The following is a 21,237-nucleotide window of genomic DNA, read 5'->3' as shown; positions in this document are numbered from 1 at the left end:
GTATAGTTCAGTCTTTTTTTAATCGTGAGATAATTTACTCTGACATCACGAAATTCACAAAGACATGTAATTTAAATTAAAATTTAATCAAAGTGCAAAGAAATCCTTGCATGAGAAAATAAAAAGTGTTAAACTTACTGTAAACGGTTACAAAGCATGTAACTAAAAATTGAAAGAAGGTTATAGAATGACTTCAAAAGTTTTAACACAGTTCCTCGAAAATGGGCTTGGAGACCTTAAACAAAAGGGTTTACTCAACACGATTGACGTTTTAGATAGTGCCAATGGACCTGAGATTACAGTTGCGGGTAACAAGATGATTAACCTTGCTTCAAATAACTATTTGGGATTTGCAACACGTCCTGAATTAATTCAAGCGACAAAAGATGCAACAGATAAATATGGAGCTGGAGCTGGTGCTGTACGTACTATCAATGGCACTTTAGATATACACATTGAATTAGAAAAAACAATTGCTGAATTTAAAGGCACAGAAGCCGCGATTGCGTTTCAATCAGGTTTCAATTGTAATATGGGAGCGATCAGCGCCGTCATGAAAAAAGGGGATGCGATTCTTTCAGATGAACTGAACCACGCCTCAATTATTGATGGATGTCGTCTCTCAGGTGCTAAAATTATCCGTGTTAAACACCAAGATATGGCTGATCTTGAAGCAAAAGCAAAAGAAGCGACGGAGTCTGGTGAATACAATAAAGTAATGTACATCACAGATGGCGTGTTCTCAATGGATGGTGACGTTGCTAAATTACCAGAAATTGTTGAAATCGCTGAAAAATATGATTTGATTACCTATGTTGATGATGCGCATGGTTCTGGTGTTATGGGCGGCGGAGCTGGTACAGTAAAACATTTTGGTTTGCAAGATAAGATTGATTTCCAAATCGGGACACTTTCAAAAGCGATTGGTGTAGTGGGCGGCTATGTAGCAGGCTCAAAACTTTTGGTTGACTGGCTTAAATCACAAGGGCGTCCTTTCCTTTTCTCAACTTCATTGACACCGGGTGCAGCAGCGGCAGCTAAAGAAGCCTTTGTCTTAATGCATGATCATCCAGAATATGTTGAAACACTTTGGGACAACGCAAAATATTTCAAAGAAGAATTACAAAAAGCCGGCTTTGATACGGGTGTATCTGAAACTCCAATCACTCCAGTTATTCTCGGAGATGAAGCGAAAACACAAGAGTTTTCTAAGAAATTGATTGAAAATGGCGTCTATGTTAAACCGATCGTATTCCCAACTGTACCACTTGGAACAGGACGTGTACGTGCGATGCCTACAGCAGCGCATACGAAAGAAATGTTAGATGAAGCGGTTGCTGTTTTTGCCAAAGTAGGTAAAGAAATCGGCTTGATTTAATTCCTTGAGGCAATAAAAACCATTTTATTACAAGTAAGCATATAACAAATATATTGGAGAAAATATAATGAAAAAAGTACTCATCACAGGCGCACTCGGACAAATCGGATCAGAATTAACAGAACGTCTTCGTAAAGATCTTGGGGTTGATAATGTTATCGCAACAGATGTACGTGAAGTCGAAGGTAATCCAGTTGTGACTGACGGTCATTTTGAAATTTTGGACGTCATGGACCGCGACAAAATGATGGCAATTGCTAAAGATAATGGTGTGGATACTATTATCCACTTGGCTTCACTTCTTTCAGCTGTTGCTGAAGCAAAACCCCAATTTGCTTGGAATTTGAACATGGGTGGTTTGGTTAATGCCTTGGAAACAGCGCGTGAACTTAAGCTCCAATACTTCTCACCATCATCTATTGCAGCCTTTGGGCCAAGCACTCCAATGGATAACACACCTCAAGTGACTATTCAACGTCCAAATACAATGTACGGTGTAACTAAAGTTTCTATGGAATTGCTTTGTGATTACTACTACACTAAATTTGGTGTTGATACACGTGGTGTGCGTTTCCCAGGTTTGATTTCTTATAAAACATTGCCTGGTGGAGGAACGACAGACTATGCTGTAGATATCTACTATGAAGCAATCAAAAATGGTCATTATTCAAGCTTCATCGCTGAAGGAACAAAAATGGATATGATGTACATGCCAGATGCAATCGATGCCATTGTCGACTTGATGAATGCACCTGCAGACAAATTAGTAAACCGTAACGCTTTCAATATCACTGCGATGAGTTTTGAGCCTGAAGAAATTGCTGCATCAATCAAAAAATTCATGCCAGACTTTACAATGGATTATGATGTAGATCCAGTCCGTCAAGGTATCGCAGACAGCTGGCCAAACTCTATCGATGCAACTTGTGCCAAAGAAGAATGGGGCTTCAATCCTAAATATGATTTAGATGCAATGACGAAAGAAATGCTTGAAAAACTTACAGAGAAATTAAAAGGCTAAAAACTAAGTTCATCCCATCACAAAATCGAAAATTATGTTAAAATAAGAGAGTAATCGGTTACAAGATTACTCTCTAATGCTGATGTTAGGAATCAGCATTGTTATTATTAATCTTATCAAAAATTTATCTTTGAAAGAGGAGCTCTTATGGAACAAAAAAATGAAATGAAGCGAACGCTTGGTTTCTTCCCTGCCCTTACAACAGTAATGGGTACGGTTATTGGTGCAGGTGTATTCTTCAAGGCTGGACGAGTTGCGGAACTCACTGGCCAACCAGGATTGCACATATTGGTTTGGATCCTTGGTGGTATCATTTCAATTTGTGGGGGGTTAACTGCGGCAGAACTTGCTGCTGCTATTCCTGAAACAGGTGGGATGATTCGCTACATTCAACGTGGTTTTGGTAAACGTTGGTCATTTCTTTTAGGTTGGGCACAGTCTATTATCTACTTCCCTGCAAATATTGCAGCGCTGTCTGTTGTATTTGGTACGCAATTTTTAAATTTATTTGGGATGAATGTGAGTGCTGCTAATACCGCAATAGTCGGTGTAATTGCAGCAATTACAGTTACCTTGATTAACTTTATTAGTTCTAAAGCTGCAGGGGGGCTTCAGTCCGTTACAACAGTGATTAAGTTAATTCCGATTGCCTTGATTGTGGTTGTTGGTTTACTTCGTCCTGGTGGTGTTGATTTCCAATTGCTTCCTATTACAGCAGGAGAAAACTTATCCTTGGCATCCGCAATTGGTTCAGGTCTTTTAGCAACTATGTTTGCCTATGATGGTTGGATTTATGCTGGTAATATTGCCGGTGAAATGAAAAATCCTGCAAAACATTTGCCGCGTGCGATTATTCTCGGTATAGTTGCGATCATGTTTGTCTATGTCTTTATCAATGCGGCTTATATTCGTACTTTAGGTATTCCAACCTTGATGGAAAATAATCCTAATCTCCCTGCTATTGTTGCCAATACAATATTTGGTGGGATGGGTGGCAAACTTGTCACAATTGGTATCTTGATTTCTGTTTACGGTACAATTAATGGTTACTCGATGACAGGGATGCGTGCTTCATACGCTTTGGCAACAGAGAAATCTTTCCCTTTCTGGAAAACGTTCAAAAAGCTCTCAGCGAGCGGTGTTCCCGTAAACTCAGGTATTCTGCAAGTTGCAATTGCAGCAATCATGTTAGTTGTAACAATGCTTTCAAGCGATGCTTTCGACTTCTTAACAAATATGTTGGTCTTTGTAATTTGGATTTTCTACACTATGGTTTTCATTACGGTCTTTATCTTACGTAAGCGCGAACCAGAATTAGTCCGTCCATATAAAGTACCACTTTATCCTGTGATTCCAATTATTGCAATCATTGGTGGGGTCTTCATCTTGGTTATGACTTTGATCAGTTCAGACTATATGAGTAACCAAGTTCCAGCCATGGTCGGTGTTGTCTTTACCTTAATTGGTCTTCCTGTTTACAATCATCTAGACAAGAAGTACCATCGTTAATAGAGAAAAAACTCCGATTGTGGAGTTTTTTCTTTTGGCATGAAAGAAGAGCTTATTTTTTTATCAGCATTTGCTTTTTAAAGTAATTTTGCTATAATTTGCTTATGAAAAAACAAAAGGGGGTTATCCCTTATTCTAAAGGGAAGTAAGCTCATTTAATTATATTTAACTACGCTTTTAACTACGTTTATTAAAAAATTATAATGCTTTCAAGATATTGCCGAATTTTTCTGCAGTATCTTTTTCTTTGTGTTTAGCAAGGTGGCTGTATGTGTTCATGGTTACTCCGTAATCTGAATGACCGAGCCTGTGCTGTATCTCCTTAGGGTTTACATCATTATTCATCAGTAAGCTTGCGTGTGTGTGTCTAAAGCCATGAAAACCTATATTAGGAACATCAGCCTTTTTGAAGTGTCGGATTAATTTTTCTCGCTCACAAGCATACGTCCGAGAGAGTTTATTATAAGAAAAGATTAATTCATCATGAAACGAAATTACTCCATTTTGTTGAGTTCTTTTCCATTCTTTAAGGATTTGTACGGTGTTATCATCTAAAAAAATCACACGACCACTTTCTTTAGTCTTCGGGGTATTTTGTATAGTTCGACTCTTTTGTACAATTGTTTTAGATACATTGATATAATTATCCTTAAAGTCGATATCTGACCAATTTAAAGCAAGTGCTTCTCCGACACGTAAACCAGTGGCAAGCAATAACTTATATAGAGTAGAAATTCTTTGGTTCTCTGCAGTTGTTTCTAAGTTATCTAGATACTTTAAAAACTTTTTAAGCTCATCATTATCAAAATATTTAATTTTTTGAGATGTTCTAGCTTTCAATTTTGGTGGTATAACTTGCTTTGCTGGGTTGCTGTCAATTGCTCCAAGCTGTATACCATAGTCTAATATGCGAGTGATGAAATTAAGAAGGAGTTTATAGTCCTTACATTTCCCTTTCTCACGACGTCCATTAATTATAGTCGCTGTATTAGCATTTCTAGCCCACTTATTAATTATTCCTTGTAACAAGACTGTGTTTATTTTATCAAGCCTATACGCCCCGATAGAAGGTAACAAATAGACGTTGATAAAGTTCTCCGCAACTCTAATAGAATTTTCTTTAACAGTTAATTTGTAGCTTTCAAACCAACTTAAAGTAAGCTCTTCAAAATCTTTAAAGACAACTCTTTCTCTTGCTACCGTGCAGCCATTTTTGTTAAAATTATTTATAGCTTGGTTAGCTTTGATTTCGCATTGTTTGCGAGTTTTAGCCGTGGCGGTTGTACGCACTTGTTTACCTGTCAGACTATCAACGCCAAGATAAACACTAGCACGGTATGCGATTGTACCGTCTTTTTTTGTGATCTCTTTTATGTTCATGTTCGTATCTCCTGTTCTATTGTCAGGCAAGGCAAAGTTAAGAGAATTTAAACATGATTATATGGCACGCGCATTTTTGAGCGTTACAGGGCGCGTGCGTTGATGTCATTGATTAGATTTTGGCTAGGTGTTTTCCTTATTCGCTAAAGATAGAGTCTTGCGGTCGATAACGCGACGCTCTCCGTTTTCTAAACGAACTACATAGATATTATTAAAATTTTTGTTTTCATCTCCCATTGTTATTGTGGCTTTCTCGCCATTTGAGAGTTTGATAGTGTCGCCTTGTTTCATTGCAAAGTCCTCTTCTTTCTCCTTAGAATGATAGTGTCAAAACATGCTCGTGCCATAAGTACACGAGTAGAAGAATAAGTAAAAGCATAACCAGAGTTATTATTTGATAGGTTTTTTTATAGTATTTTCGTTTTTGATTTTTCATGTTACATTTCCTTTCTAGGGCGCTGTTTGAGCTACTCCTTTGCGGATGAGTTGTGACAGGACAATTAGGTCACAAAAGAATATGGTTAACCATAGACTTACTACTTAGAGTTATCTCACTGCCGTTAGCTGTATTTGCTCCGTAGTGTACAAATGGCTTCATAAACTTAAAACCGCATAGCTGGCTCATCATTTGTAACGGTCGAACGACCTCGCTTATAGAAAATTGCTTACGCCCACCTACTTGATAATCTTCTTCTAAAGAGCCTGCCGAAATAGATAATATGAATTCTTTACCGTGTAGAAAAGTTCCTTTTGAACCATAAGCAAAGTTGTAAGTTAACACATCATCTTGCCACTGTTTAAGTAATGCTGGTGTACTATACCAATATAAAGGAAATTGAAAAACAATGCGGTCATGACTTTTTAAGAGTTCTTGCTCTCTTTCAATGTCAATGTTGCCCGTTGGATAAGCCCTATACAAATCATGTACCGTTACATCATGTTTTTCCAATTCATTTTTCCAAGCTCTATTAAAGTTTGATTGTTCTATATTAGGGTGGGCTATTATTACGAGTGTTTTCATTTTTTCTTTCTATTTTAGTTAAATAATATTGTTAAATGCGACCTTAGCTCTACACTTGCAAGGGTAGGGCATACCCGACAAATTGTCGGTTTAGGTACGACTGCTTTACATCTTACCCCTGTGCAACCATTTCGCCTTTTTCTTGAAAATATGTCAACTTATAATGCCAACGCCTAGGCAAAGTATTTAGGGAGATTTTGGGGAGGTATTTCGGACTTGTCGGACTCATTAAAAAGAGCAGTCTTAAAATATAGGAATGCAACAATGAAGTTTTCGGTTTTGCCACTTGTGGCAGAAACTTACTGATTTTCTTAATAACCCCGCTCTCTCTCCAAGCGAATTTCTAAAGGTTCTAAAAGCTCCTCTGGCATTTCTTCTTGATTAATTATGAAATAGATATACCCATTTAAGTCTTCTTTATAAATTTCTTTTTCAACAATCATTAATACCAGAGCTTCCATTTTTTGTATAAAATCATTGATAACTTCGTCAGGATAACTGTTTATCTTTAAAAATAGAGAACCTAAAACGATTGATGATCGTTTATTGCCGTCTTGAAAAGAATGATTTTCAGCTACTGAAAAAACTAAGTGGCACAATTTATCTTCAAAGTATGGATAGTATAAGTCATTTTGAATATGCTCTAAAACACTCTCTAAACGATCGTTCCTTATACCATGAAGCCCACCAGTTTTATTAATTATCTTTTCATGCTCCTTGTATGCAATTTCTAAGGTCACATAGTTTATCACTTATCTTTCAACCTTTCAAACACTGCTCTATTTTCTTGGATTTGCTGTTCTAAAGATTTACTTTGTTCACCCAGAAATTTTTCATAGTCTTCTTGAGACATTGCTGTTATATATTCTGAAAGTTTCTCGTGTTTTACATCTCTTAATGAGTTATCCCTAGAAGCCATTAAAGTTCTTGCATTGTCTAAAAATGGCGTGAGTAGAGGTTGTTCAGAAAAATCATATATTATCTTATCAGCCTCCTCTTTTGACAACCCTCGCCCTAAAGCTAGACTATTCTTTTCAAACTCACTAGCTAAACCTGCCTCAAAACTAGCAATAATCAATAATACCTCGCTATATAGGGTGTTGCGTATATTTTCTTTTGAAGTAAGTTTTAAAAGGTTTTTATACTCTTGAGCACGTTCTCTGAAGATTGCTTTATATACTTCGTTTGTAAAATATGCGTATTTATAATTCCCCATATTTATATAATCTTTGAGAGAATTTGTGAATTTTTTCCTTTCTACCGCTTCACGTTGAGCATGTGGAATATATTCCTTGTCTCGTTGGTTTACATACTTTGTGCTGTTAGAAGTTTTATTCTCTAAAACTTCTACTGTTATATCTAAAATTTTACTTCTTACTTCTCTAGCTTTATCGCTTGTTTTTAAAAGCATGGAAAAATTTAAGACTGTCTTAAACGTTGATACTGTCAGCTTTGTTGTTTTGGTAGTGTAAAGTTCTGCATTACCAAAATAGTTACTGTGAGCAAAAATACTCCTTAATTTTTCTCCAGTTACAACTTCTAGACCATTTCTTGTTAATTCTTCTTCATTGTCTGCAATTGTAGCAGTAATCGTACGTAAACTAACGCCATAAAAATCTGCAATTTGTTGATTAGTAAAGTACACGCCCTCCAAGTTAAATTCTTTTTGAGCTTTTTCTAATGCAAATGGGTTGTTCAATATGCTTTGTCTATCTATTGACGATTGAGTTAAATCTCTTCCCATTTTTCGGAACTCCTTTCACGCGCCCAGGCGCTTTTTATTTTGTTAAGAAATGTTAAGGTTTAAAACTATATAGGGTGACAAAACTTGACATATACAGTGCTTTTCATTTACTGGAAAACAGCTATAAGTACTGTGTACGCATGGTTTGTGGACGTTTAACAATAATTGAAATGTCAAGTACTTATAAAGGTTTGTTACTAGCCCTCAGTGGGATGTAATTAGCATCTTCTTGTATTTTTTTATTACCGTCAGGAAATTTTGTATCACATACATAACAATACCAATCAGTAACGACAAGTGTTAAATCATCACGCTGAAGTCGTTCAATTCGCCCAAGCATAAAAGCATCTATTGTTTTACAGTTAGGACACATTCTTACGTTTCCTTGTTCTTGATCTCTATTTTTTTCCATTTTATCTAACTCCTTACTAAATTGAAGCAATCATTTGACTTATGACGTTTTCAAGCTCTGAAACAGGTAACTTCATTAAATCCTCAAAGTCTTTATGTGGTAGTCTGTATCTATCGCCAAATTTCTTTTCATAAGTTGCAATTACAACGGCTTTGTATAAATCTTCTTCGAAATTACTCATATTATCTGAATCTATATTACTCTCCTTTTCATCATACCAACTCAAACCAGCACAGCGACCACATTAAAGACTTCGCTTCTTCAAAAGCGTTGTAGTGGTAGTCGTAGTAATCCAAGAAGTTGTATATGTTGAGATTGTCTCGTGTGATGACATCGAATTGGCTGAGGTATTCAACCGCGCATTCTTTGAAGCTCTTGTCGCAATTATCACAGCACATCGACCGAATAAGCCGATTTGTCATCTCATAGGGACAACCTGTAACTTGACAGAACATATAAATATCGTCAAACGTTCCGCCTCGTTGTACAAACCAGTCCCACAACATGAGGACAGCCTCTTTGTTGGCTCTCTTTTCCGCACGGCTCAGTGTGTCGCATTCGTTTTCTCGTCGATCGTCTTTATAGTAGGCGTGCATATACTCGTGCGCGTGGTCGAAAGGTGTAGCTGTGGTTTGGTTGTAACTCCCAGCTTTTAAAGTGTTGTTTATTAAAGCGTGTTGATTATCCAGATTATAAGGTCGATAATCAATGCCTAATTTCTCAATCTCATTTATAACGAGAGCGGTCAATTCTTCTTGATTCATGTATCGCCCTCATTTTTTACCTTCTTTATGTTCTTTTGCAGTTTGTCGGAACTCTTCCCAACGATCTGCAAAAAGTAACTTAATGCCCATTTTATCTTTTTCAGTTAACGGACGACCACCAGCGTTTAGGAAGGTTTCCCAAATGGCGTCGTCATCATCAGAGTTTGCGACTTCTGCCAAGTCTATTGGTTCGTTTACTGGCTTCGCTTCCTCACGCCCTAGTAAATAGTCTACGGACACGTTGAAGTAGTCGGCAACTTTTGCGAGATCTTCAGCTTTTGGATTGGTGGTTTTCCAGCGATAGAATAAATTTTCACTAAAACCGAGTTGCAATGCAAGCTCTTTTACTGAGATATTCCTTTTTTTGGATAGTTCCTTAATTCTTTCAAAGATAGTCATTTCGTGCCTTTCAAGTCGTTTTTTGTAAAAAAAGAATACAAAACGTAAGTTTAGATTTGACAGAAAGTATATCTTTGTGTTATTATAATTCTGTCAGATAAAAAGTAAGCAAAAAGCCCTTATAAACAAATTCGATAAGCCTGCCAGCCATTGATATTTAGTTTATTAAGTGATTTTTTCTATACATTCATTGTACACAAACATATACTGTTTGTCAAAGATAAATATACATAATGACTTACATATTATCTTACGCATAAAAAGAAAGGAACACTTAACAATGATTGACACAACGCAAAACATGGACGCCTACCGCTTGAAAATTAAGCAGTATCTGTCAGATAAGGGTTGGACACAACAAGCCTTAGTGCGATTAACTGGATACCCTAAGCAAGATGTATCCGCAATTCTCTTAGGGAAACAGAAAGGCACACCATACGCAAACATTTTTATTACTGCAGTATGTGAAGCCTACAAAATAAACTGACCATTACTGACCAAAGCGCGTGCCCAGCGATCGAGTAAGAATATGAACAAATTAAATCAAGCTATTTCACAGAGTAAAAACTATAAGCCGTACTATCGCAAAATAATCATTGACTTGCTTGTACAGCTTACGACAGAGGGGAAATATCGCAGTCTGAGAGCTTTTAAGAAGTCAGGCGATAAATTAACCACAGAACAAAAAGAAACGCTTAGAGCTTACACAGATAGCATTATCTGTATGTTGCAAGCTGGACTAGCGTTTCATGAAATTAAAGAATTTTTGACAAAAGAAAAAGCCGTCTGAAACTTTGGAAGAGCGAAGACGACTTTAAACCAAATTAGAGAAAATCTCGTGAACTCACGCGCTCTCACGCGCTCTCTTTCTCTAATTGTAACAAATTGGAGGCTAAAAAGAAATGGGAAAAACACCATATACTGTTTTAATGTATCGGCGCATTCTTAAAAGACTGCTAGAGATACAAGAATTTTACAGTTTTGATATTTACAACTATCAATCAGAAACAGCACCGTCATTATATAGCTATCTCCTTGTCTTACACAGGGATAACGGAACAGCTTTACGCAAAGTACTTTCTAAAATCTTTACAAGCCAAGACAGCAGAACTATTTTTATTGTAGCTGATCAGTACGCAAGCAAAGAATTATCACATATAAAAAACAAAGGAATGATAACAGAGGAGTTAGCATAATGACACAATTTATAAATGTAGACGAGGCAAAAATATTGTTTGGGAAATGTTTAGCCAAAGCACGCCACCATATCGAGGTTGACGACAATACAGACAAGCTGTTTGACGGCAAAACTATCATTACTTTTACTTTCTTAGGGGATTGTTACCAAGTGGAGTATATTGGAGGTGTAAAAGCATGAGATTAGGAAAATATACGTTAACAGTAAGACGAACCAAAAATCTTACACTGCTTATCTGTGATGAAAAGCAAAGTCATGCTTTAGTGAGTAAGTTCATCTACTTCACTGAAAATACAGAGAGAAAGCCTCTTGTTATTACGAAAGAAATTGCTGATAAATACCGCTTAATACAACAAGCGAAACGTGATTTAAAAGCTGGACGTGATAAATCAGTTGTAGAGCCGTTATTTACTACAGCATTTGAATTATCTTTAAGCAATAATGCAAAGGTACTCAATATGCCACTTGCGAAGTCAAAACGAAATTATAAGAAACCTCATTGGCTACCTACTGTGCTTTCTATTCAAAACAAGGAAAAGAAAAGGAACTAATGCCATGAAAAACCAAAACAGAACACCGCCTATAATCGTCCATAACGCACCCAAGGAAAAACAGGCACTTCTTAATGAGTTCGAGCAGACACAGCGTATACGGCTACCAGTGAGCCTTAGGCACGCACTTATGACATTGAACTATAAAGACCTAGGCAATACGTTGGCTTTTGTGAGCAAGCGTATAGGTACGCCTAGAACCTCAGATAAAACAGAAAAGGAAAACACAAAATGACAGATATTATCAAATTTAACGAAGAACACACACCAAAAACAGAAATCGGAAAAATGAAGTTTGAACTTGCTGAAGCACTCAACACAATCACAGACTTACAAAATGGCTATAAATTTCCAAAACTGACAGCAACAGAGCGACACGAGAAGTTTAATAAAGCCATGATTACAGTTTGCAACATCTTAGGTATTGATTTAGATATGCACGAGATGATGAAAACAGGCGCAGAGGGCTTTAGCTATTCAGATACAGAGGATGATACCAAAGCGCTAGAGCAGTTGCTAAGCAACAGCCGAAGCCATGACATCAAAACAAAGTTATTCACTCTCTTTACGCTTGCCAGTGGGCTCTCTCATTCAGATACGGATTTTATCGCCGTTGATGACAAAGGAGTAGAAACACCAGCCACACAGCAAGCACTTGCTAAGGCTTTACGCACCAGCCTTGTCGAACTTACAGAAAGTTTAGGGTTATCTTTAGACCAAGTGACAGAAAGCCACACAGAACAAGCGCAGGGGACGGTAAAAACAATTATCACGGACTTGCAAGACATGACTTTTAAAGCCCACGAGCTTTCAGCGGGAGATCCCGAAGTATTCGGTTCTTTAGTAAGTGAAGAACTTGACCGTATTCTTGAACTCTTAGGCATGACAGAGCTAAGTATTACGGCAGAAGTTAAGGAAAGCCTACCAGCAAACACTATCAAGAAAGAACTACAAGATATTTATAGCTTGAATGACTCCATGTTTACAGGCGACCCAAACTATATCCCACGTTATACAGACGGTTCAGAAATCAAGGCGAAAGATTTGGCAGACATGAACATGCACGCTTTAGAAGCTATTTCTGAGTTATTAGGCTTTGAATTAGAAGAGGGAGCAACCCCTGTAAAAACTAAAGACCAAGAAACCTATGACAACCTACCCGCAGAGGACAAGCTCAACGTGGATATGTTGAATAAGCTCCATGAAGTCCAAGACCATGTTTTAAAGAGCGGGCAGGACGCTGTAAGCATGAACAAAGTCCAAACAGCTATTTCTATTCTTGAAGGCAGTTTGGGTGTAATGGGGAAAGTTGAGGAATAACCATAGATAAAATAATTAAGGTCTGTGACTTTATCGCAGGTATACCAAGCCGAGGACTGGAGCAACTTGCTGAAGAGTTCGCACCACTGCCACAGGAACAGATAAATAAACGTGATCCTTATAATGCAGATAACACTTTCTTAGGGTTCAGAGCAAGACCTTTGCAACGTAGAAAGCCGAGCGTGACGGAGTGGCTAACTGCAGAGGGCTTACAAAAACTCGAAGAATACGCACGCCAAGGATTTAAACAATCTTATATCGCTAACCAAATTATAGGAGTAGACAAAGCCATTTTCTCAAAGTGGAAAAGCACGCACTCAGAAATAGCTGAAGCACTCTCTAAAGGATATGAGAAAGCAAAATAAAAAATTGCCTGGTCGATTGACTAGGCTTTTGGTGGTTAAGTAGGTATGGTTTTGGGTAGGTATTTCAAAATAAAAAGGTACGACATTTCCTTTTCTGCTGTCCCTAAAAAAGGGTACGATTTCAGAGTTTTTGGAGTCCCTAAAAAAGAGCAATCATTCGGACATATCGGACACGGGAAGAGGTACGAAACCTTACAAACTTTACACGGTGGGTACGAAAGGTTACAAATGTCACACCCTAAAAAAGGTACGATATCCGACAAATCCGACACCCTAAAAGGGAAAATGCTTAGAAATGCTAAGGTTGGAAATAATAAAGAAAGTACGAATTGCTAGAAAATGCTAGAGTAAATTGGTGGAAAAAGGTGGAATATCCGTACGCATTAAAGGGGTACGAAAACCTAACAAAACTTGACATTTATTTTTACCAGAAAGGAACATATAAACATGAGCAAAGCAAAGATAACTGAAGATGAATTCACTCGATTTGAACGACTATTTTTTAAGGTATGGCACGTCTATGAGTTCGGGAATGACAAGTATTATAGTTTCTCAGATACTGAAATAGAGCATTTAAACAACTGCCTTGAACAATTCAAGCAAGAACACCCACGAGAGCACGACATCATCATTAGGCACTATCTCAAGCGTGTGTATTATACAACTATTGCGCGTGAGCAGAACGTGTCAGAGGGCTATATCAGAAAGCTGTGTAAGAATGGTGCTTACTACTTCTTGCAACTGTATGATGAATAGTAGGTACGAAATAATACAAAACCAAACGAATACGGTATTTTCCAAGAACTTTAAAAGTGATGTAAAGGCTTGTATTTATTGGCTTAGTAGGAGTTCAATGAAAATTATCGTGTGCGGTTTTGTGTAATTGATCATACAGCTAAGAAAAGAGGTACGAAATTGCGGGTTTTTTCATGTTTTCGGAGTTTTTGGTTAATCATAAATATACTATGAGTACTAGTAATGCTTAGGTTTTAAGCAAATTGTTGTAATTGGGTGCTGAAATAAGTCAGAACACGGCTCTAAAAGGTACGATAATACTAATTTTTACTACATCAGAACTCTAAGGTTTTACTAAGGTAAGAGGTACGTATTGTTGGCAAATGTTGGCATAAAAAACTATTTTAGTAGCAAAGTTATAAAAGCAGTGATTGTGCTTGCTACTGTTGGCTTAACTGTAATATTTATAACTTGAAATTACACCAATGAAAGGTACAAGGTTAGTACAAGGTTTTTGATAAAATTTTTTAAGAAATAACGGCAAGGTTACGGTAAGGAAAAAGGCTAGGCATGTTGGAAAATGTTGAAGTGAAAAAAAGCCCCTCGAGAGAGGAGCGTGCCTAAAAAACAAAGACTATTGTAGACTTATTTTTTAAATTAAAAAGTTTTCAACGTAATTTATCTAAAAATCTATAATTGTAGAATCTTGTATTACGTTTAGTATTATTACTAAATATTCGATTCTCTTGTAACAATGTATTTGTATAACTTCTACAAGATTGATAAGAGATTCCAGTTTGATCACATATCTTTTTCAAAGTAAAAATAGGGGAAGAGTATACTGCAACTATATACTTTTCGATTTGATAATGATTATGCTGAGACTTCAACAATTCTAAATCTTCTTTTAATAACTGTTCCGTCTCGCGAACTAAACTTATTGTATCTTCACATTGCCGAATTGTATTTTCTTGAAAAAATTCAATCCATTGATTCCAGTTTTGATTCCATCTAGTAGCATTCAAATTCTGATAATATTGAAATTGATTTTTTTCGAGACTTTTGCTTATAAAGAAAATAGGGCTATCAATTTCTTTTTTATAATATAAAAATAAAGGAATTAAGACCCGACCAATCCTTCCGTTTCCGTCCAAAAAAGGGTGAATTGTTTCAAATTGAGCGTGAATTACTGCAGTTTTAAATAAAATTTTATCATCATCTACCTCAGAATTGATGTAGTCAACTAAATTGTCAATTAACGCCTCAGTATGTTCAGGACCAGGAGGAATAAAGTCCGCATGCTCTCTTTTGGAGCCCTTTTTACCAATATAATTCTCAGTTTTTTTAAATTCTCCGGGCTTTTTCTTTTCACCTCGAACACCATTAGACATAAGAATCGCATGCATTTCTTTCAACAATCTTTTGCTTATATACCCTCTTTCTTGAATGCATTCTTTTCCATAATCAATTGCATCAATATAATTTAATGCTTCTTGATTATTGATATTTTTCTCAGAATCTGAATTTTGAGCCTCGTAGATGTCATCAATAGTAACCTGTGTTCCTTCTATCCTCGTAGATGAAGCAGCCTCTTGATTAAGTAAAGGTAACATAAAAATTTCTGAATTTATTTTTGAATTTCCTATTGTATGTCCAAGAGCATTAAGTAAAGTACTTGCTTTTATTAATTTTCCAGCATATATATTAATGTCATATACAGTATTAGACAAAGGTAAATTTTGAGGTATGAAGTTTTGTGCTTTCATGAATTTTACCACTCCTTATTATATTTAATGACATTATAACATAACATGAGTGATATTTAAATCGTTATATGGTTATTAAAGCTAATTTATAATAATATATTCAATTCTCTATAAAACCAAAAAACCACGTTGGCAAGACGTGGAAGTGTAATTCATTTTTCATTAAGTTTAATATTGCCATGAATATTATATCACATCTAAAAAAGGAGAGCTAAATCATGAGCAATTACAAATTTTTAATACGTTTCTATTTACTGGGTTTTATACAAGAGTCTACCAGTCGAGCAGAGAAGTTTGTCGAGCGGTTCGGCGGAGATGATACGAATGTTAAGAAGAACAGACAAACTATTGATAAACTGGACGAGATATTTAATCCACTCAGTGACCAGGTACTGGAGCTTTTAAGATTAAGGTTTGTGGACGAGTTAAAGATTAATGAGGTCGCAGAACTCACAGGACTGACTTATAACAAGGTTTATCGCTTGTGTGCTGATCCTATTCGAGAGGTTAAGAAGTTGGCCAAAGAGTATTACAAGAAATAAAGGCTAGCATTTGATATAATAGTCTTACAAAATAAAAATCGCGGAAATGCGTGTATGTTATAATTTAGAGTGCAAGGAGTCCGTTCCAGCGGACTTTTTGTATTTCGTCACGCGCTTTTACTGATTTATAAAATATCAAGGAGTTAAGAAATAGAATAGATATGTTTATCAGAGATAATGCTTAATTTGATATACTATTAATAACTTAATAATTTTTAGAAGGAAGTCCCATGACCATTTTACTAAAAGACATTTTTAACTTTGATAATTTGTTAAAAAAATATAATGGAAAAAGAATTAAACTTCGATTTAATACGAATTGGCAAGAAAATAGTATGGTTTTTGATTATGCTGATATGTGTAGAAAAAAAGAAAACAAATTTGTTCCGATGATGTTAACAGTAGGAAATAAAAAACAATCTCGAAACTCAGAAAAGGATATACAGTTCCAATTTATTGAAGTAGAACGTCACAAATGGCTTTTTGTAGGGGCATACGATATAAAAACAAAGTATAGCTTAACTTACGAGTTATCTGAGGAGTTCTCAGAAAGTTATGCTGAGGCTGTCAGACTCCAAGAGTACGATAAATTTATGGAAAAGGTAGTTGTTGATTTTAAAAACCGTGGTCAAAGTTTTTTCTATGTAAACCAAGATATTATAAATAATATTCACATAAATTCTATTTTGCCTAAGCCTTATTTTGAATTAGATATCGATTTCCCTGGATATAATAACATTTGTGAAAGCTATTATGATTTAAAACAGCACTGGAATAATAAATCATGGATTCAGGCTTTATCAGAAGTCTATGGTGTCTATTTAATTACTGATATAAAAACAGGTAAATTATATGTTGGATCGGCAACAGGAAAACATGGTATTTATGGTAGGTGGTCGACATATCTTGCTGAGGGATATGATAAAAATGAGTTAGAAGATAGCAAATATCCCAATACAAAGCTGAAGGAAATAGTTAATGTTAAAGGAATAGAATATATAAAGAAAAATTTTCAATATAGTATCCTAGAAATATTTAATAAAAATGATATTGGTAAGCAAAATGCATTGGAACGCGAAATTTATTGGAAAAATATGCTACAGTCACGTAAATTTGGCTACAATAATAACTAAACAATTACGTTCTATGTAAAACTATATTAATTAAAAAGCTCACAGCGTGAAACTGTGGGCTTTTAGTATTGAAAAAATACACTATTTTAATGATTTGTAGAAAGACGATATAAACCCAGTAACTGACAAGGATAACAGGATATAAAATAATTTCCGATTATACTATATATTTACCATAATTAAAGAATGTGAGATTTAGTATTTGTGATCGATAATAAGTACACATCTATCAAGCCCCCCTGTCAAAAATAAAATAAAAAATTTAGATAGAGGATAGGTTAGGTGTAGTCACGTATGAAGTTGCACAACATTTTAAAAAGTAAAGGGGGTGTGAAATTATTAATTGGCTGTCCCCCGTTGAAAAACTTTTTTATTTTGGGGTTTGGGAACGGAGTGGGAGACACAAATAACACACAAGGCTTTTCCGTATGACCCCCACCCCTCTTGAATAAAAATTATAAGATAAAAGAACCGAGTGAGATTAGCTTTTTCCAAGTGTACGGAGTTCTGAAAAACTTTTTTTCTGAATAGAAATCGCTCAACAGTGGGGATAAAAGGCATTTGATAGTGTCCTTAGCATACATGAAAATCAAGAAAAACACCTAAAATGAATCTCTAAATGCGCGTGGTTGTCAAGTTTATATAAGTTCCTATGCTTAGCACAAAATTGTGAAAAAGTATTGAAGCGTTGTTCCTAGGTTTTGAGTCTATCTTAAAAGTAGTGGTAAAAAAGTGCTGTTTTTCGTAAGATTTTGGTGATAAAAAAAGCCGTATATCTCAGATATACAGCCCCTTGCCTGACAAAAATTAGTTACGTTTTTAACTACGTTTTAGTTGAAAGTCATTATATGTTATTTTAAGCAGTATTGAAAAAATCGTGATATTTAGTCTTTTCTGAAACACATTTGACCTTATTTAAGAGGTGTGGTATAGTTTGCTTATGAAAAAATTACTGGTATTGATTGACTTTCAAAATGATTTTATAGATGGTTCTTTGGGTACAAAAGAAGCGCAAGCTATTGTTCCAAAGGTTATCGAGAAGTTGGCAACTTACGCCGAAAATGAACGACTGGCCACACAGGATACACATTTTGAAGATTATTTGACAACTCAAGAAGGTCAAAACTTGCCAGTGATTCACTGTCAAAAAGGGACTCCGGGTTGGGAAATACATAAGGAAGCTCAAGTTGGTTTTCAACGTGTGTTCGAAAAAAATATCTTTGGTTCGGTAGAGCTTGCAGAATATATCCGCAACGAGAACGTGGATCAAGTGGAACTCATTGGTATTTGTACAGATATATGTGTGGTTTCAAATGCTTTGTTGATTAAGTCATTTGCTCCAGAAGTGAAAATTTCTGTTGATGCTTCATGTTGTACAGGTGTAACTCCAGAAAGTCATCGTGCAGCTTTAGAAACAATGAAATCTTGTCAAATTAATGTGATTAATGACTAAAAAAGAGCAAAAATAGCTCTTTTTTTGTTTTTGCCCTCAACACTATATATAGTGTGCTTTCTTTTGTTTTCATAAAAAATGATACTAGATATAGTGGAAAAAGAATTTTTTATTTGGTAGAATAGAAGCACAAGGAATTATAAAAATGGGGGAACAAAGAATGAGAATGGTTGAGGAAACCACCGTCGTAACTGATCAAGAAATCAGTGTGATTAAGCGTGATGGTCGCTCCGTAAAGTTTGACAGTAGCAAAATTTTTGAGGCATTGCAAAAAGCTGGGGACGAAATAGTACCTCCAGCTTCAGAGAACCGTATCGCAGAAATTTGTGATCGGGTCGTGCGTGAAATATTCACACGTTTTACGGATAATGTTAAGATTTATGAAATTCAAAGTATTGTAGAACATTTATTGATGGAACTTGGTGAAACGAAGTGGGCGGAAGTGTATACAACTTATCGGACACAGCGTGACCTTGAGAGAAGCAAGGCAACAGACATTAACTTCACCATCGAAAAACTGATCAATAAAGATCAAACAGTTGTCAATGAGAATGCAAACAAGGACAGCGATGTTTTCAATACACAACGTGATTTAACTGCAGGTGCTGTTTCTAAAGCCATTGGTTTAAAAATGCTTCCTCCTCATGTAGCGAATGCCCACCAAAAAGGGGAAATTCATTACCATGACTTAGATTATTCTCCCTTCACAACGATGTCAAATTGTTGTTTGATTGACTTTAAAAATATGTTTGAGAACGGCTTTAAATTAGGGAACGCACAAGTAGATTCACCTAAGTCTATTCAAACAGCGACCGCTCAAGCTTCACAAATTATTGCCAATGTGGCCAGCTCACAATACGGCGGCTGTTCATTTGACCGCGCTGATGAAATTTTAGCACCCTATGCAAAATTGAACTATGCGAAGCATTTAAAAGATGCGGAAGAGTGGATTGAACAACCGGAAAAACGCGAAGCCTATGCTCAAGCAAAAACTAAAAAAGACATCTATGATGCGATGCAATCTTTGGAATATGAAATCAATACGCTTTTTACTTCAAATGGTCAAACGCCTTTTGTTACCGTTGGTTTTGGCTTAGGAGAAGATTGGTATGCACGTGAAATCCAAAAAGCTATCCTGAAAGTCCGTATTGGAGGTTTAGGAAAAGAGCATCGTACAGCTATTTTCCCTAAATTAATTTTCACCTTGAAGCGTGGTTTAAATCTCGAAGTGGGTACGCCAAACTATGACATTAAAAACTTGGCACTAGAATGTGCCACAAAGCGTATGTATCCAGATATCTTGTCTTATGACAAGATTGTCGAGTTAACAGGTTCATTTAAAGCAAGCATGGGATGCCGTAGTTTCCTTCATGGATGGAAAGATGAAAAGGGCAATGAAGTCACTGCCGGTCGTAATAACCTTGGAGTTGTAACGGTAAATCTTCCACGTATTGCACTTGAAGCGGCAGGAGATAAAGAAAAGTTCTGGGAAATCTTTAATGAACGCATTGCCATTGCTAAGGATGCTTTGGTTTACCGTGTTAACCGTACAAAAGAAGCACAACCCAAAAATGCGCCTATTCTCTTTATGAACGGGGCCTTGGGGCGTTTGAAAGCTGAAGATTCAGTCGATGAGCTTTATAAAAATGAACGTGCGACAGTTTCTCTTGGCTATATCGGCCTTTATGAAGTTGCAACAAGTTTCTATGGACCAACTTGGGAAAATAACAAGGAAGCAAAAGACTTTACTTTGGAAATAGTAAAACGCATGAACCAAGATTGTAAAGACTGGAGCAAAGAAACCGGCTATCATTTCTCCGTTTACTCTACACCAAGTGAAAGTCTGACAGACCGTTTCTGTCGTATGGATAAAGAGAAATTTGGTTCCGTTGCGGATATCACTGACAAAGATTACTATACAAACAGCTTCCATTATGATGTGCGTAAAAATCCAACTCCATTTGAAAAATTGGAGTTTGAAAAAGATTATCCTGTTTATGCCAATGGTGGTTTTATCCACTATGCGGAATATCCAATGATTCAACAAAATCCTCGTGCATTGGAAGCCGTTTGGGACTTTGCTTATGATCGCATTGGTTATCTGGGAACAAATGCCCCAATTGACCATTGTTATGAGTGTGGTTTTGAAGGGGACTTTACTGCGACTGAGCGTGGCTTTAAATGTCCCCAATGTGACAATGCTAACCCCCAAACATGTGACGTGGTAAAACGCACATGTGGTTACCTCGGTAACCCACAAGCTCGACCAATGGTTCATGGGCGCCATAAAGAAATATCAGCGCGTGTGAAACATATGAATGGCTCTGTAGGTGTTCTTGAAGATGGTGAGAGTATTGACAGCGAAGCTGTAGATCATGCAAAGAGTAAGTTTGTAAAATAAAGGGAAAAGTGGATCTTAGGATTCGCTTTTTTTATGAGAAGGTAAAGAAGCAGGAATAATTTTAAAATTTTAGTGAAAATTCAAGAATAAGATTGACAGTGTTTAAGTTTTATTTTATAATTTTAATGCAACCGCTTTTTTACAT

At 36.2% G+C, this 21,237-nt stretch carries 25 protein-coding genes; 15 read left to right on the top strand and 10 right to left on the bottom strand.

Translation table 11 applies throughout. The annotated features are described in order from the left end of the window. Window positions 1–187: 187 nt before the first annotated feature. The 3 genes from PYW30_RS09185 to PYW30_RS09175 all read left to right on the top strand — a co-directional run bounded on the left by PYW30_RS09185 (window position 188) and on the right by PYW30_RS09175 (window position 3,908). Entirely contained in the window at window positions 188–1,378 is a 1,191-nt protein-coding gene (locus tag PYW30_RS09185) for a glycine C-acetyltransferase (RefSeq protein ID WP_014025448.1), read from the top strand. A 67-nt stretch (window positions 1,379–1,445) separates the two neighbouring features. Then, window positions 1,446–2,399, top strand: a complete 954-nt coding sequence (locus PYW30_RS09180) for an L-threonine 3-dehydrogenase (protein WP_003133202.1) — start codon at window positions 1,446–1,448, stop codon at window positions 2,397–2,399. Between the two features lie 147 nt (window positions 2,400–2,546). Beyond that, window positions 2,547–3,908 carry an APC family permease gene (locus PYW30_RS09175; protein ID WP_003133203.1) on the top strand — a complete coding sequence of 454 codons (1,362 nt, stop codon included), beginning with the start codon at window positions 2,547–2,549 and terminating at the stop codon, window positions 3,906–3,908. A gap of 198 nt (window positions 3,909–4,106) precedes the next feature. Here the strand turns inward: PYW30_RS09175 and PYW30_RS09170 are convergent, their stop codons facing one another. From PYW30_RS09170 to PYW30_RS09130, 9 genes are all read right to left on the bottom strand, one after another. Continuing rightward, window positions 4,107–5,288, bottom strand: coding sequence for a site-specific integrase (locus PYW30_RS09170; RefSeq protein ID WP_042218543.1), 1,182 nt, complete (start codon window positions 5,286–5,288; stop codon window positions 4,107–4,109). A 123-nt stretch (window positions 5,289–5,411) separates the two neighbouring features. Next, window positions 5,412–5,579: a bacteriocin gene (locus tag PYW30_RS09165; protein WP_042218541.1), complete on the bottom strand. Its 168-nt coding sequence runs from the start codon at window positions 5,577–5,579 to the stop codon at window positions 5,412–5,414. A gap of 214 nt (window positions 5,580–5,793) precedes the next feature. Beyond that, on the bottom strand, window positions 5,794–6,309 hold the full coding sequence (locus PYW30_RS09160) for an NAD(P)H-dependent oxidoreductase (RefSeq protein WP_042218539.1): 516 nt from the start codon (window positions 6,307–6,309) through the stop codon (window positions 5,794–5,796). Window positions 6,310–6,620: 311 nt separating this feature from the next. After that, window positions 6,621–7,049: a type II toxin-antitoxin system death-on-curing family toxin gene (locus PYW30_RS09155; RefSeq protein ID WP_232254524.1), complete on the bottom strand. Its 429-nt coding sequence runs from the start codon at window positions 7,047–7,049 to the stop codon at window positions 6,621–6,623. An 8-nt stretch (window positions 7,050–7,057) separates the two neighbouring features. Further along, on the bottom strand, window positions 7,058–8,053 hold the full coding sequence (locus PYW30_RS09150) for a hypothetical protein (protein ID WP_042218535.1): 996 nt from the start codon (window positions 8,051–8,053) through the stop codon (window positions 7,058–7,060). 181 nt (window positions 8,054–8,234) lie between these two features. Continuing rightward, window positions 8,235–8,465 (bottom strand): hypothetical protein, encoded by a 231-nt coding sequence (locus PYW30_RS09145; RefSeq protein WP_042218533.1) that lies wholly within the window; start codon window positions 8,463–8,465, stop codon window positions 8,235–8,237. A 16-nt stretch (window positions 8,466–8,481) separates the two neighbouring features. Then, entirely contained in the window at window positions 8,482–8,691 is a 210-nt protein-coding gene (locus tag PYW30_RS09140; protein WP_143467441.1) for a hypothetical protein, read from the bottom strand. Further along, a complete protein-coding gene (locus tag PYW30_RS09135; protein ID WP_042218531.1) occupies window positions 8,678–9,229 on the bottom strand; it encodes a hypothetical protein in 552 nt (183 codons plus the stop codon). The genes PYW30_RS09140 and PYW30_RS09135 overlap by 14 nt, the downstream gene beginning before the upstream one ends. Window positions 9,230–9,238: 9 nt before the next feature. Continuing rightward, window positions 9,239–9,628, bottom strand: a complete 390-nt coding sequence (locus PYW30_RS09130; protein ID WP_042218529.1) for a helix-turn-helix domain-containing protein — start codon at window positions 9,626–9,628, stop codon at window positions 9,239–9,241. 280 nt (window positions 9,629–9,908) lie between these two features. Here PYW30_RS09130 and PYW30_RS09125 point away from each other — a divergent pair, with 280 nt between their 5' ends. The 8 genes from PYW30_RS09125 (at window position 9,909) to PYW30_RS09090 (ending at window position 13,818) form a co-directional block, all read left to right on the top strand. Then, window positions 9,909–10,115, top strand: a complete 207-nt coding sequence (locus PYW30_RS09125) for a helix-turn-helix domain-containing protein (RefSeq protein WP_004259899.1) — start codon at window positions 9,909–9,911, stop codon at window positions 10,113–10,115. A gap of 42 nt (window positions 10,116–10,157) precedes the next feature. Next, window positions 10,158–10,418 (top strand): hypothetical protein, encoded by a 261-nt coding sequence (locus PYW30_RS09120; protein WP_042218525.1) that lies wholly within the window; start codon window positions 10,158–10,160, stop codon window positions 10,416–10,418. A 112-nt stretch (window positions 10,419–10,530) separates the two neighbouring features. Beyond that, entirely contained in the window at window positions 10,531–10,824 is a 294-nt protein-coding gene (locus tag PYW30_RS09115) for a hypothetical protein (protein WP_019292810.1), read from the top strand. Further along, on the top strand, window positions 10,824–11,006 hold the full coding sequence (locus PYW30_RS09110) for a DUF1655 domain-containing protein (RefSeq protein ID WP_042218523.1): 183 nt from the start codon (window positions 10,824–10,826) through the stop codon (window positions 11,004–11,006). Before PYW30_RS09115 ends, PYW30_RS09110 begins: the two co-directional genes overlap by 1 nt. Beyond that, a complete protein-coding gene (locus PYW30_RS09105; protein ID WP_080719674.1) occupies window positions 11,003–11,377 on the top strand; it encodes a hypothetical protein in 375 nt (124 codons plus the stop codon). Before PYW30_RS09110 ends, PYW30_RS09105 begins: the two co-directional genes overlap by 4 nt. A 231-nt stretch (window positions 11,378–11,608) precedes the next feature. Continuing rightward, complete coding sequence (locus PYW30_RS09100; protein ID WP_042218520.1) at window positions 11,609–12,697, top strand: hypothetical protein; 1,089 nt, start codon at window positions 11,609–11,611, stop codon at window positions 12,695–12,697. A 161-nt stretch (window positions 12,698–12,858) separates the two neighbouring features. Further along, window positions 12,859–13,062, top strand: a complete 204-nt coding sequence (locus PYW30_RS09095) for a hypothetical protein (protein ID WP_232254525.1) — start codon at window positions 12,859–12,861, stop codon at window positions 13,060–13,062. 447 nt (window positions 13,063–13,509) lie between these two features. Next, window positions 13,510–13,818 (top strand): antiterminator Q family protein, encoded by a 309-nt coding sequence (locus PYW30_RS09090; RefSeq protein ID WP_042218516.1) that lies wholly within the window; start codon window positions 13,510–13,512, stop codon window positions 13,816–13,818. Between the two features lie 647 nt (window positions 13,819–14,465). Here the strand turns inward: PYW30_RS09090 and PYW30_RS09085 are convergent. Further along, window positions 14,466–15,563 carry a Fic family protein gene (locus tag PYW30_RS09085; RefSeq protein WP_042218514.1) on the bottom strand — a complete coding sequence of 366 codons (1,098 nt, stop codon included), beginning with the start codon at window positions 15,561–15,563 and terminating at the stop codon, window positions 14,466–14,468. A 218-nt stretch (window positions 15,564–15,781) separates the two neighbouring features. On the opposite strand from PYW30_RS09085, the gene PYW30_RS09080 reads away from it, so the two are divergent. From PYW30_RS09080 to nrdD, 4 genes are all read left to right on the top strand, one after another. Then, complete coding sequence (locus PYW30_RS09080) at window positions 15,782–16,105, top strand: sigma-70 RNA polymerase sigma factor region 4 domain-containing protein (RefSeq protein ID WP_042218511.1); 324 nt, start codon at window positions 15,782–15,784, stop codon at window positions 16,103–16,105. A 230-nt stretch (window positions 16,106–16,335) separates the two neighbouring features. After that, window positions 16,336–17,238: a GIY-YIG nuclease family protein gene (locus tag PYW30_RS09075; protein ID WP_042218508.1), complete on the top strand. Its 903-nt coding sequence runs from the start codon at window positions 16,336–16,338 to the stop codon at window positions 17,236–17,238. Between the two features lie 940 nt (window positions 17,239–18,178). After that, on the top strand, window positions 18,179–18,691 hold the full coding sequence (locus tag PYW30_RS09070) for a cysteine hydrolase family protein (RefSeq protein ID WP_042218503.1): 513 nt from the start codon (window positions 18,179–18,181) through the stop codon (window positions 18,689–18,691). Window positions 18,692–18,851: 160 nt separating this feature from the next. Beyond that, window positions 18,852–21,092, top strand: coding sequence for an anaerobic ribonucleoside-triphosphate reductase (gene nrdD / locus PYW30_RS09065; RefSeq protein WP_003133205.1), 2,241 nt, complete (start codon window positions 18,852–18,854; stop codon window positions 21,090–21,092). The last annotated feature ends 145 nt before the right edge of the window (window positions 21,093–21,237 follow it).

Source organism: Lactococcus garvieae subsp. garvieae (assembly GCF_029024465.1).
Taxonomy (GTDB): Bacteria; Bacillota; Bacilli; order Lactobacillales; family Streptococcaceae; genus Lactococcus; species Lactococcus garvieae.
This window is presented reverse-complemented; position numbering and strand designations above follow the sequence as displayed.